Source organism: Collinsella ureilytica, assembly GCF_019795105.1.
Taxonomy (GTDB): Bacteria; Actinomycetota; Coriobacteriia; order Coriobacteriales; family Coriobacteriaceae; genus Collinsella; species Collinsella ureilytica.
In genome coordinates this window covers 271,769-285,524 of the sequence record NZ_JAIMFO010000006.1, presented here as the reverse complement: position 1 = coordinate 285,524, position 13,756 = coordinate 271,769, and the positions used below count along the sequence as shown (strand labels likewise).

The 13,756-nt window shown below is 50.8% G+C and carries 8 protein-coding genes; 5 read left to right on the top strand and 3 right to left on the bottom strand.

Translation table 11 applies throughout. The features are described from left to right. The first annotated feature begins 289 nt into the window (after window positions 1–289). The 3 genes from K6V98_RS05565 to K6V98_RS05555 all read left to right on the top strand — a co-directional run bounded on the left by K6V98_RS05565 (window position 290) and on the right by K6V98_RS05555 (window position 5,481). Window positions 290–841, top strand: coding sequence for a glutathione peroxidase (locus K6V98_RS05565; RefSeq protein ID WP_222199530.1), 552 nt, complete (start codon window positions 290–292; stop codon window positions 839–841). Between the two features lie 471 nt (window positions 842–1,312). Next, window positions 1,313–4,759: an MSCRAMM family protein gene (locus tag K6V98_RS05560; RefSeq protein ID WP_222199529.1), complete on the top strand. Its 3,447-nt coding sequence runs from the start codon at window positions 1,313–1,315 to the stop codon at window positions 4,757–4,759. A 44-nt stretch (window positions 4,760–4,803) separates the two neighbouring features. Further along, complete coding sequence (locus tag K6V98_RS05555; RefSeq protein ID WP_222199528.1) at window positions 4,804–5,481, top strand: class B sortase; 678 nt, start codon at window positions 4,804–4,806, stop codon at window positions 5,479–5,481. An 85-nt stretch (window positions 5,482–5,566) separates the two neighbouring features. Here K6V98_RS05555 and K6V98_RS05550 read toward each other — a convergent pair whose 3' ends face one another. Together K6V98_RS05550 and K6V98_RS05545 are read right to left on the bottom strand one after the other, a co-directional pair. After that, complete coding sequence (locus K6V98_RS05550; RefSeq protein WP_222199527.1) at window positions 5,567–5,833, bottom strand: hypothetical protein; 267 nt, start codon at window positions 5,831–5,833, stop codon at window positions 5,567–5,569. 120 nt (window positions 5,834–5,953) lie between these two features. Further along, window positions 5,954–8,683 carry a M28 family peptidase gene (locus K6V98_RS05545; protein ID WP_222199526.1) on the bottom strand — a complete coding sequence of 910 codons (2,730 nt, stop codon included), beginning with the start codon at window positions 8,681–8,683 and terminating at the stop codon, window positions 5,954–5,956. A gap of 197 nt (window positions 8,684–8,880) precedes the next feature. On the opposite strand from K6V98_RS05545, the gene K6V98_RS05540 reads away from it, so the two are divergent. Further along, window positions 8,881–9,903 carry a helix-turn-helix transcriptional regulator gene (locus K6V98_RS05540; protein ID WP_222199525.1) on the top strand — a complete coding sequence of 341 codons (1,023 nt, stop codon included), beginning with the start codon at window positions 8,881–8,883 and terminating at the stop codon, window positions 9,901–9,903. Next, a complete protein-coding gene (locus K6V98_RS05535) occupies window positions 9,893–10,861 on the top strand; it encodes a helix-turn-helix transcriptional regulator (protein ID WP_222199524.1) in 969 nt (322 codons plus the stop codon). The genes K6V98_RS05540 and K6V98_RS05535 overlap by 11 nt, the downstream gene beginning before the upstream one ends. Here K6V98_RS05535 and K6V98_RS05530 read toward each other — a convergent pair. After that, window positions 10,858–13,716: a helicase C-terminal domain-containing protein gene (locus K6V98_RS05530; RefSeq protein ID WP_306792774.1), complete on the bottom strand. Its 2,859-nt coding sequence runs from the start codon at window positions 13,714–13,716 to the stop codon at window positions 10,858–10,860. The genes K6V98_RS05535 and K6V98_RS05530 overlap by 4 nt on opposite strands. Window positions 13,717–13,756: the final 40 nt, after the last annotated feature.

Genomic DNA, 13,756 nt, shown 5'->3' with positions numbered 1-13,756 from the left:
GCTGGCGAGCAATGGTGGCTTATGCGCCTTGCTGTTTTGTTTACAGGTTTTCTTACGCGCAGCTCATTGTTGTAGTCCATTGTTGTAGTCATCGCTGTAGTCCGTTGTTGTAGCCCATCGCTACATCCCATCGCGGTAGTCCATCGCCCACCCATCTCATCTCCCTCTGCAAAACAGCAACTCTCCTGCTGGCGTGCATAGATAGAAGAGCTTCCGGGCAAGAGAGATACAGGTTGGGCACGGAGGGTGCCCTCGTAAAGTCGCCTCGCGACTAGAATGGAGAGATCAGATGAGCTCCGTCTACGATTTCACCGTACAAGATATGCAGGGCAATGATGTACATCTTGCCGACTACCAGGGAAAAGTACTGCTTATTGTAAACACGGCTACCGAGTGTGGGTTTACCCCCACCTATGCTGATTTACAAAAACTGTATCAAGATCTTGGAGATCAGGATTTTGAGATTCTTGATTTTCCTTGCAACCAGTTTGGCAACCAGGCACCTGGTACCGCTCAAGAGATTCACACCTTTTGTACAGGGCGCTTCGGTGTCACCTTCCCGCAGTTTGCCAAGGTAGAGGTGAATGGCGAGCATGAACACCCCTTATTTACTTGGTTAAAGAAAGAGCAGGGTTTTGCTGGTTTTGACCCGAACCACAAACTCACACCCATCCTCACGAAGATGTTTGATGAAGATGATCCTCATTGGAAGCAAAGCGCTGATATTAAGTGGAATTTCACGAAGTTCTTGCTCGATAAGAACGGCCAGGTTGTTGCACGCTTTGAGCCTACGGCAGATATTGCCACCGTTGTGCGTCCTGCAGTGGAAAAGCTGCTCTAGGCTTTGAAGCACACCCTCGCATGCCAAGCCTACTCAGGCCTAGTAACCTGTTCCTGTTAGTGTTGCAGCTTTGTAATGTGTTTGTACACGCACTCGCTCAGGTGGACTCAGGGTTCAACCACCGCATACATACATGCTGTCCCCACTCATACGGGTATGTGGGCTCAACCATCACAAAGCACATGCACCCATGAGAATTGCAGCTGTCTGTTTATTGGCACGCGGTCAAAGGGTCTACGTAGATGCAGACACCACCTCCAAGAGGTGGTGTCTTTTTTGAAGAGACTCCGCTCATGTAATGGATCACTTTTTTCCTATATTCCATATGAGCCGACCCAAGGTACTGGCTTGTTAGTTTTTGCTGAGTTGTCGGATCATCCACTGTGAGCATTCTGCCCGTCTCCACCTCTATTTTGTAAGAACTCCTACGGTACGCTCAGCCTCCAATCTCAGTGAAGAAGGGGGCTTGTTGTGGTTAAGAAAGCGTATCTACCTGCATGTGCACTCATCGCACTACTTATTGCAGGAATTATGTTGCTCAGCCCTGCACGTGTTCGTGCGGAAGCTGATGAAACAGTTACCGTCACCTCAATTACGGTCGGGTACTCTCATCGTGACCCACCGCCTCAGTTCATCCGTGTAGACGGCAACAGCGCAGGCAATATTGGTTACTGTGCACAGGGTTACTTAAAGATTCCCCTTGAGGGACAACGTCTCACATCTGGAGGAAAGCTCGGAATTCCAGAGGTCGATTATGTGCTCTACCACGGATACGACGGTGAGATTGTTCGTGAGATAGGAGGACTGCAAGGTGAGCGTGCGGAGCTTGCAACCGCCTTGGCAGCGTGGCTCGCTATTGCAGATCAACGGCCAGATCTTTTGACCTTCACCGGTAAGACGACAAGCTATCACGGTAATCGCTACTACTATGAGCGTTGGGCAAAAGAGCCTGATCCCGAAGTGAAACAAGTTGCGTGGGATTTATACCAGGCCGGTCTTGCGTACCGCAATCAAGGTGAGAAAGCTCCTGAACAAGGATGTGCCCATCTATGGCTCCAAAGCGAAGGGAGCTCTTCTCCCCATCAATCAATCCTCACTGCCACCAAAAAGATCCCCATTATCATCGAGAAACGCTCAAGCTCACCTGAACTGACTGGTAACAATCCATCGTATTCACTTGCCAACGCGCAGTATGAAATCTTTCGTTCAGACACCCATGAGCGTGTAGCACATCTGATAACCGACGAGCAGGGAAATGCTCACTGCTCACTTGCTCCGAATCAAAACTACTACGCCGTTGAAACGGCGGCATCCCCCGGCTATCTCGTAAATCCTGAACAGCTGCGTGTGAATGTTGAAACGACTCCGCTCACGGTACACGCGCCTGAGCAGCCAGCATGTGCCCGTCTCGTTATCAGTAAACGCGACTCTGCCACGCTTGGAATCGCTCAGGCTGGCGCCACGTTAGAAGGTGCTGTCTATCACATCAGCTCACGCTCAACCCCAGGCTGGGAAGCCACGGGAGCAACCTCAGCAGAAGGTGTAGTAATTTTTGAAAATATTCCTTTAGGCACCATCGACGTTCGAGAGCTTAAAGCACCGGTGGGCTATCTCTTAGATGAGCGTGTGCATACCTATGAAATTACCCCGCAAGGTCAGAATGAGGCGGGCATCATTGAGCTCATTCCTGAGGCAGACTTTGTAGAGCATCCCCTTACCTTTGATATTGAGATTTCTAAATTCCTTGATGCCCGTGATGATCAAGGATCCAAACTGGAGCGTCCTGGGGTTGGGATCTCGTTCGACATCATCTCTGGAACCACGAATGAAACGGTAGGAACGATTACCACTGACCACGATGGCCATGCTACAACTGCAGGCCAATGGTTTGGTGCTGGGGATCACCACGAACACATCCACGGTGCCTTACCTTACGATCAAGCAGGCTATACCGTGCGAGAGCGTGCAGAAACCGTACCAGAAGGCTTTGCTCCTGTTTCAGATTGGACAATACCGGCAGATCAGATGGTTAATGGAGCAACGCTGCGCTACACGGTAGGCAACCGAGCGCGTGCGTCACGTCTACAAATCATTAAGACTGACGCAGAAACAGGAAAGACTGTACCGCTCGCTGGCTTTTCATTTCAGATTCTAGATTTTGAGGGAAACCCTATTGTTCAAAAGGCTTGGTATCCATCACCTTCGCATCTCGATACCTTTACCACCGGCGATGATGGAACAGTCACGCTTCCCGGCCTGTTGCAGGCAGGCTCATACAAGCTGCGTGAAATCGCCGCCCCAGCACCTTATGTAGTCACAATAGAAGAGCTTCCTTTCACGGTTGAGGGAGAAGACCAGGGCGATCCCTTCGTGGTCATACGCGTGGCTAATGATCGCGCTTACGGTCGCCTCCATATCCTAAAAACACCTCAGAACAGCGACGAACCACTTGCTGGCGCTCGCTTTGACATTGCCGCTGCGCAAGACATCGTTTTACCAGATGGCACGGTCATAGCCACAGAAGGCCAGGTTATGGATCATATTGAAACGGATCAAGATGGCAGAGCCGAATCTCGCCCCCTGCCACTTGGAGGCCATACAACCCAGTTCCACCTCATCGAGCGCAAGGCTCCACTCGGATATGTCATGCAAGCTGAGCCGATTCTAATTGAGTTCACATGGCATGATCGGGATACAAAAGAGGTTGTGTTGGAGCAGGTTGTTGCTAACGAGCCGACCAAGACTGAATTGAGCAAGCGTGATGTGAGTACAGAAAACGAGGTTGCCGGAGCTGAACTTGCTCTTTTTGATGCAGAGGGCAACGAGATTGCTTCTTGGACCTCAACCACTGAACCACATCGGATAGAAGCGCTGCCCCCGGGAACATACACACTCGTTGAGCGCATGACACCCAGAACCTATGACCTTGCTAACCCTGTTGAATTCAGCATTTTAGAAACGGAAGAAATTCAAACGGTCGTAATGCATGATGCTCCGCTCACGATTTCTGGCGAGGTGGATAAACAACAAGAGGTAGCACGGCCCTTGGCTCAACACGTAGAAGCAGCCTGTGAGGGAGGTGTTCCTGCGCAAGAATCCGAAGATGGATCGTATGCCTATACGATCGCCTTTCGGAATACCTCGAACTCCTGGACAGATGAGTGCACCGTTGAAGACGAGTTGCTTGCAGTAAAAGAAGGACGGGCAACCTTAGTTGCCGTCACCACTCCAGTTACGGTTGGCGACGCTGACAATAAGATGAATCTGTGGTTTCAAACCAACCACTCGCAGAGCGAAGATGCAGTCCAGGCATCCGATGCCAATGCAACGCTTACAGACGGTGTAGACAATCCTTGGCTGAGCCATCCTGAAACCAAAAAGACCTTGGGCGACGATGGGCGTGCACTTGATTACACCGGCTGGAGGCTGTGGAAACAAGACCTTCCAACGGATAGCAGTACGACACTGTTCGTTAGCGATCTTGGGCTGGACCCAGATGAGCACGTAATTGGACTTAGGTTCGAATACGGACGAGTTGAGAAACATTTCACCACTATAGGCACAGACTGGAACCGTCCTGATCGAAAACGCCCTCATGACGATATCAAAAGCGCTCAAAGCCAACGCGCACATGATGCAGAGGCAGCAGAGCCGGCACGTATTCAGCTCAAGGTTACCGACTCCTATACCGAAGGCTCACCTTTGGAAAACTATGTACAGCTGTCTTTGTATCGCAATGGGGGTGGAACCGGCCTTGAAGGACACGATGAAGACCATGTTATTCAGCGTGCCGTGCCCAAACATACGCCTTTGCCGCAAACCGGCACGACGAACCTGCTCCCAGCCATCGTCACCACAGCCACCATTGGTTGTGTCTCCGTTATACAGCTCCTCTTGCATGTGAGACCAAGACTATGAGACGTACGTATACGCGTCGCATATTTGTAGCAGGGAGTCTTTTTGTGAGTGGGATTTTGGGAGCATGGGCAACGCACTCAGAATCCCACTCCACAAAACCCGAACATGCCTCACATCCCAAGAGGCTGCTCGATGAGAATACCCCTCCAGAAACAGGAGCTGATTGGGAGAATCTTCAGCAGCTCAACCCGGATATTGTTGCCTTTCTCGAGCTCACGAAAAGCTCCCTATCCCAGCCTATACTTACCCCTCGTGACACAGATGACAAAGAGTTTTATCTCTGTCATAACCGTAATCGTCAGCCCGATCCCTATGGCTGCCTCCAGCTTGACTACCGTTGTAATCTGTTCAGCGATCACGCGCTGGTGTATGGGCACCATATTCTCGATGATGAATATGTGGGATTGGGCACCATCTACCGAGCATATGAGCCAGAGGTATTTCAAAGTTTGGGTACGCTTAAAATCACACCAAAAGGCAGCGCTGATCCTTTGATATATTTCCCACTGCTTGCATGCAAAGTTGATGCCTCATACACCACAATTCAGCGGTTTGAGTTTGAGAGTGCACATGAAAAAGCAGCCTGGATTGGCGAGTTGCAGCGCTACGCTTCAGCTCGCGCCGAAACGTCACCTTTGTCCGATCACCTTATTACCCTTTGTACCTGCTCTTCTGATGTCACTGGGCAACGAGACCGCACCCTGGTAGTTTTTGCTCGCTGAGTCTGTGACTATACCCGCTCAGCGTAAATCCTCGTAGGGGATCTACTCACACACAGCCAATTGATGTACGTGTTAGCTCGTTCACTTACTCAGCTGAAGCGTTACCTGATGCCTCACTACCGACCTTAGAAGAAGGTTCAGCAGACCCTTCAGCGTTTGCTGTACTGGAAGCCAAACCTTCACTTCGCTCAAGTACTGTTTGTCCCTGCTCGGCTGCTATGCGCTTTGCACGCAACTCAGGAGGCGTAGATCCTTTTACACCCACAATATAGGCTGCCGCTGCACCTAAAAGGACTGCCGTAACAGCCAAAAAAACGTACACTTTCCAGTGCATTTTAATAAACTGAATCACGGCACCTCCTTTTGTTCCATCTACATCCATTATCTACCGAACCAGCAAGCATGCATACAAGCAAACATGCATACCAGCATACGCAGGCCTCACCTCCTGCGTATGCTCAAAATTCTCTACCTATGAGCGACGAATTACCTCAGTAACTACATCAGCCACAACCTGAACATTTTCTGCATCAACGTTGAACGTTTGGTCTTCATCAGTTCTTGCACACGCCAAGCGAGTGCCATCCATACCAGCGATCGTCAACGAGCGCAGGCTCATTTGCATGGCAGCATAGGCATCGGTATCAAAGGGAAGGTGTGCGGTTGCAAAATCATGATGGAAGTCTGCAGACACACGCGAGACCAACTTCATGATACGACGATCCCCCTTGAGCTGGCGCTTCTCCCCTTCGGTGGTAATGATTGAAAGCTGGCCAGCACCCACCGATTCAAGGTTGATGAGAAAGACCCCGCGCAACTTATCGCGATGTTCAGCTAAGAAGGCATTGATGCCAGCATTGCCCCACTCAGATGAGCCGGTTGCTACAAACCAAATATCGTGGCCGAGAAGCTCATCGTCGCCAAGCGAGGTAATTGCCTCAACCAGATCAGCGGACTCTGAGCCTTCAGGGGCGGCGGCACCGCCCTTCCAGCTTGAGTCATCATCCGAGTCAAAATTGTCCCAAGATCCAATCTCTCCACCGGTTTTCTTAGCGTTAAAGTCCTTATCAACGCCGAGCCACTCACTCATGCTCTCGCGCTTCTTTTTCTTTCTTCCACCAAACAGGCGCGCGAGCCCCCGAGGCTCGGCAGGCTCATATGGCTGTACTTCATCTTCAGTATCTACCGCAACAGGAGGTATTACAGCAACAGGCTGCTGAGCCTCAGGCTTTTGCTCTGGTGCCTTCGCCTCCACGTGAGGCGTCCTCTGACCAGCATCCACAACCGAAAAACCAGCGCGCGATGGTGTGTGTAGTGCTGAGAAAGGATCTACTGTAGTATGCGATGGATCGGGAACATCAAACAAGACATTTCTGGTCGCTGAGTGGCAAGTCTGCAGTGCAGAGGCATCGGGAACGACTGGTGGAATCTGACGTGGAATCGAGCGGGTACTATCAACCCCTCTTGTTCCTGTCTCAGCGGCGTTGATCTCTGCCATCAATGAGTCAACGGTCTCTGTTGGATGATAGAGCTGCGTTTTCCCCGGATCAGCAGTAGTTGCATCCTGGTCATCTCGCGCGGTTTTCATATCCCGTGCGGCCGGGCTATTCTTCACCTGAGCGACTGGTTGAGAAGCCTCGTCTTGCTCAACACCGGCAGTCTGATCAGAAGTAGCATCACCAGCCTCATCTTCATGCGCATGCTGAGCCGATGCTTCATGTTGAGCCTCACAATGCTCGTCGGCTGCCACAGACGCCTGGTTGTCCTTGACCTCCTCGTGCAGCTCTTCACCCTCAGCAACCAACTCAGCCACCGAGCTGGGAACAGAAAGCCCATCTTCGCCACGTGACGCATCTCCCTCGAGATACTCATCGTTGGTCACATCAGCATCTTGATCGATTGCGTGCACATCTGCCGAACGATCATTAGCTGCAGCTATAGCAGAAAGATCTCCGGCCTCATCGGGATCATCTTCAGTGCTCTCATAGACAATCCGACACGCATCTGACACCATACCGAGCGAACGAATAATATCTTCACCAAAGCGCAGGTTGCCATATGCATTTACTGGGAGCGACGAGACGGGATGATCCTCAACTTTAGCGTCTAAGCCGCCCTCGTTTGAAGACCCACCATCTTCATCTTCCGTAGTCGCCATTTCAACCGTTGCATCAGAAGACTTTATCTCAGCATGTACGGTGGAGAAAGCTCGCGTTGATGCGGCGTCTCCATCACTCATGCTCCGATCTTGATCGTATTGATCATCGGATGCCGCTTGCGCGCCCTCGTCATCAATATGAGAAGCAGCATCGGAGATGAGGCCGGTATCAGAAAGGTCACGTTCCACCTGATCAATCTCCTGCTCTTCTTGCTCATCATCTAAAGCAACTGCTGCTTGTGCAGCAAGATTCGCTGCCAACTCTTGCTGTTCGGCCATAAACTCATCAAAGGGCATGTCATCAGGAAATTCCACTTCTCCTTGATACGGAGAGGTTGCTTCCATAACACCCAACATGGCTGCAACAGATGACTTATTGCAAACTGCGCCTGAGGTGTAGGGCAAAATGAAGCGATTTGCAATAATCGCCACTGCATATGACAAAGGTACAAGCGCCACCAGCAAAGAAAGTAACCAGAGCAGCGTCTTAGCAGCACCCGGGAGGGGCAACAAGTTGAGAACGGAAACTGCAGCAGGAATGATCATGGCTGGCAAAAGCGCGCGCATCAAAAGCGAACGATATTGAGCAAAGGGCATCTGCGCTAAGAAATCAACCCGAGGAGAGTCGTAGTGGGCAACAATGACCACCGGGCGATTGCGCGGGGAAGCCATAGGCCCTGAAGCCTGGTGGTAGGCAATAACATTTTGAGAGAGTCCACCGTTGCCCAGATGCGTTAACACCGGACGCCCCATGCGCTCAAGGCAATATATAACTGCTGCTGCAAGGTTCAGCAAAAAGCCAAAAATACCAACTGGCCCGCCAAAGCCCATGAGCAGCGTGCCGAGAAATACAGCCACTCCCAAGACAGCTTTTGCATAGGTAGCGGTTGAGCTTGAGGTGAACTCTTGAATTTGAGGATCAAAACCATGGTGCTTGAAGATCGCGGCAAGACGCTCAGCTGCTGAGCGCTCCTCCTCACTGCATGCTGGGGTAATACCCACCTGCTGGAGGAGATGGTTAAGATACTTCTGCGTACTGGCCATACGGGCTCCACATCAGCTGTTCGTTATCCAGACCATTGCACATTCAACAATGGATGCACATATGAAAAACTATACAGCTAGCATTCTATCAAATGACATAGCGTCGCTGAAATGCAGGAATTCTATCGCGTGGCTTTCGTGTAATAGAATGAGTACGCCTCACTTCTATCCCCTTCTTGCTGGAAGGTTTGATTTTTATGCGTCATAGGCAAACAACCAGATCTACTGATGCGATTTCAGCAGCTCAGCGCCTGATGAATCTTATTTTTATGGTATCGGTCTCGCCAGTTCCTCCAACAACTGAAGAGATTATTGCCGACTCGGATCTTGGCTATGGATCAGAAAATCCTGAGTCTGATAAAAAGAAGTTCCAGCGCGACCGAGCAAATCTTCGCGAGCGCGGCATTATTATTCGAGAAATTAAGCCTGATGGGTCGCTCCAAACTGATTCCAGCACCTGGATGCTTGATCGAGAGGCTACCCATGCTCAAATGGGTGTCATCCTTCCTGAAGATATTGCTTTGCTTGAAGACGCCCTTGAGCTCTATCAGAGGCGCTCTGATATCCCTTATTCACAAACGCTGGATCGCTTGCGTATTAAACTTGCTGCCGCCCAATCCGGTCGAGTTGATCTTGGTCACAAACATCTGGATACAAACAAACAAAACGAGACAGATGCAGGTGTACGTGAGGCTGTATGGGCAGCGCTTTGTATGCAAAAGCGCCTGCCTTTCTCCTATCAAGATGCTTTAGGTAGAAAAACTGATCGCACTGTAGCTGTCTATGGCATCACGATGCAAGATGGCCATTGCTATTTTGTTGGTGCTGATGATGAGAACAACATACGAACGTTTCGCACAGATCGTGTTTTGAGCGTGCGTGCCCCGCAAAAACACTACGAAATCCCAAATGACTTCACTGCTGCAGACTATCTCTTCTTACCCTTTGATTTTCCTGCTGAGCAACCAGCTGAAGTTGTTTTCTCGTTTCCAAGAGGCACTGGAAAGCAAGAGCTTGAAGCGCTTATACAAGGTCGTGGCATCCTTACATCGACCGATGAGGAGTGGCTCTGGAAGACTGAAGTGCAGAACCTTACGGCAGCTGCGGCTTTTGCTTTAAGCCATGCCTCAAGTCTGGGTATGCGTCCCGTAAGCCCACCGCAACTGCAACAAGCATGGAGCGAGCACCTCAGAAAGGTGGTTGAGGCTCATGTCTCATAACACGCAAGACACGCGGCGCACACAAGCTCACTCTGACGACCTTACGGTCGCGCTTGATCTTCTCACGATGCTCTCTGCTGCTCCTCACCATACGCTCGATCGCACAGAGATTGCCCGTGTCTTACAGCTCGATCAAGACCAGATTGGCCAGGCGCTCAAGATTATTGGCTCGTTGGCTGATCGTATGAGCGGAGCACGAGCTGCTGTGCGTGATGAGGATGGCACCGTTGAGCTGATAGGAGACGCAGCTCGTATGAAGCCTATGCGCCTCACCTTGCCTGAAGGTATGGTGTTGAGCCATCTCTTAGATGTGCTTCAGATTGACGAGGCTGTTAAAGCACGTATTTTACGGTCGTTACTCCCACTTGATGCCTCACCTTCCACCGCTCATCTGTCGCAAGGAAGTGAGCCGGGGAAATACTACTCCGTCCTTACCGAAGCAATACAAGATGGCGTGCGGTGTTCTATGCTCTACCGCAAACGTGGAGAAACAGCACCATCTTGGCGTTCTATTGATCCTGGTTATATTGAATTCGAAGCAGGAACGGCGTATCTCATTGCCTGGGATATTGATGCAAATGCTGAGCGTCGCTATCGGATAGATCGTATCGCTGAGCTTTCCTATACCGAAGACTCGGTCATATCGCACGATTGGTCACATACCAGCACCGCAGAAAGCCTGCACCAATCCGGCCAGGTCGCTCATATACGGTTTTCGTCTGCCGAGCTTTTAGCATCGCGCACCTGGGCTGGCATGGGCAAAACAACTGCCGAGCTGCAAGATGACCACCCTACCGGAGCCCTTACAGCCGAGCTTGCCTATACATCTGAGCCTTGGCTTTTCGATCAAATCCTCGCTGCAGGGGGAGAAATTCAGCTCATAGCCCCACTTGATCTTACCGAGCGGTTTATATCCTATGCACGCGCCCTCATAGATAGTGCAAAAGAGCTCGCCTAGTGTTGATCAAGATATTGTTGCCAGCGAACAATGCGATCTCCCACCTCTTCTACGCGAATACGCTCAAAGCCTGCCGGTAAAGACGATAAGAATTTCTTACCGTAGCCCTTACTCACGAGGCGAGAGTCCGCGAGCACTAAAACGCCCGTATCGGTTGACGTCCTCAGTAAGCGACCAGCTGCTTGCTTCACCGCAAGAACTGCCTCTGGTAGGTCGTAATGAGCCCATGCGCGGGGATCTCGACGGCGGCGCTCAAGTGAGAGCGGGTCGGTGGGAATGGCGAAGGGTAGTTTTGGAATCACTACACAGCGCAGGGTGTCTCCAGCTGCATCAAAACCCTCCCAAAAAGACTTAAGGGCAAACAGCGAGGAGGCTTTATTGTGGATAAACTCATCGCGCAGACGACGCGTGCTTATTCCTCTCAACTGACACGTCAGTGCTAAACCCTCCCGAGCAAGCAAGGGCTGGATGCTCTCAAAAAGCTCCTCCATATCGCGGCGATTCGTAAAGAGCGTGAGCACCGAGCCATTCATACTCCGATGAATATCAACCAGCATGTCTTTGAGAACTGCCAGATATGCATTCCGATTGCGTGGATCCGGCAGATCTTCTGCAACAAAAATCGCCATATTCCGCTTAAAGTCATAGCTTGAGTTGAGGTGAAGCGACCGATGAGCGTTGCGTGTTAGCCGACTCAAGCCAATCGAGCTTACGAAATGCTCAAAGGAGTCTGACACACTCATCGTAGCTGAGGTAAAGGTAACGCTTTCCATCTCTGGAAACCACTGATCAGCGAGCATTTCCCCAACGTCGAGGCATTCTGCGCGAAACCGCTCTCCCCCGGCTCTCACACGAAGGGGCACGGTGAGTGAATATACATACCGTTGGTCAGTACCTGCACATATGAGATTTAAGGCTTTTTTCATCTCACGAATACGGCGCACACAGTCTGCCACATCACCGATCATCTCGGGTTTTTCAGCGCCAACTGTTTCAACAAGTGCCGAAAGATTTAAAACAAGCTGATCAAGCGCACGAATTGCAAGCTCCTGTGCTTGCGCAACCGGTATCCACTGTGGTTGAGCTCGCAGCTCTTCTCCTATCCATATGCTTGGCGCGGATGACTCAAGATCTTGAGCCACCTTGCGAGCCTCCTCGAACAAGGAAGCCATAGCAGTTGAAGCCCGAGTAGCTGCTGCTACTGTTTTAGAAGAGATGCCCATGAACAGCGTTGCTGCATCTGAGCCTGCGAGTTCACGAATCAGATGACCTAAGGCACCACTTCGCTGTCCACCCACATGCTCAAAGATTGACCGGGTTTCATCAGCTGAAACCTCCAGCGCCCATTGTCGTCGTGCTTCAGCTTCTGCAGAATGTGCCTCATCAATTACCCAGTGCCGAATTGGTGGCAAAATCCTGCCTTCTGCTGCAACATTGCGAAAGAGCAGTGAGTGATTAGTTACCACCACGTCAGCTGAAGCCGCGCGTCGGCGCGTACCATGGATAACACAGCGATCAGGAAAGAATGGGCAGAGTCTGCGCGTACAATCTTTTGAGGTAGTTGTCAGCTCTGAACGATCAATGCGACGCCACCGAATCCCAAGGGTATCCAAGTCAAAGCTTGATCCCTGGCAAGCTGTGGCAAAAATAGTAGCAAGCGCTGTCATAAACGCTTCAGGATCCTTTAGGCTCGCTGCATCTTGCGCATGAAGGGCACGTTCCACCTTCTTTAAACAGGGGTAATGGTCATATCCTTTAAGCGCAACAAAAGACAGATCATCTCCTAATTCCCGCGCTAAACGTGGCAGCTCTTGATTCATTAACTGATCAGCAAGGTTATTTGATTTGGTTGCAATTCCAACCGTAATCTTATTGAGGCGAGCTGCAGCAACCAGAGGTACGAGATAGGCAATTGACTTTCCAACACCTGTTCCTGCTTCAATGACTCGATGCGTGCTGGTCGCAATCCCATCACGTATCTCGGAAGCCATCGTTACCTGCTCGGATCGCATCTCAAATCCTGGATACATATGTCCTACGAGACCATCTGCATCAAACTGCGACTTCACCTCATCACGACTTGGCATGAGAAGGCCTGATACATCGGACGCATCCCGCTTAGGTTCTCGCTCCGTTTCGCGGATAACCTGTCCCCGCTCATCAAGGAAAGAGAAGGTGGCACCGGGGTTTTGTCCAGCTAGAAAAGAAAAAATTGGGCGATAACTCCAGGTATGCTCAGGATGCATATTCGCAAGCGCGCGGAGCAATCCGCTTGGTAACTCAGACAAGGCAGTCAACAAGATTCGCCACACACCCGCCAAGGCACGAGCGTCATCAATTGCCCGGTGAGACACAGCAGAGATATCAAATATCTCTGCTAAAAATGACAGACGGTGCGAGGTGAGACGTGGTAAGGCAATACGTGAGAGTGCCAGTGAATCTATCCATATTGAGCTTACCTGCTCACCACCGGCAACCGCCTCGATAAACGCTCGATCAAAACTTGCGTTATGAGCAATGACTGGTGCCCCACCAACAAAGGCTTCCAATTGCTCAATAACATCCGTTGCTGCAGGAGCATCTACAACGTCTGTATTGCGAATGCCGGTGAGCCTTGTTATTTCTGCTGGTATTGAGGAATGAGGCTTCACAAAGGTACTGAAGGTGTCGATCACCTCACGACCACGAAGGCGCAAGGCTCCAACCTCAATCAACTCGTTTTCTGATGACGACAGACCAGTAGTTTCGGTATCAAACACCACGACATCGTCTTCGATGAGGCCAAACGATCGAACTTTTGACCATTCACTCAGATTCTCATAGATCTCCCGCACGCGGTCAGGAGTATCTGGCAATAACGCCTCTTTAATTCGTTGCATCCTTACCGTCAAACGA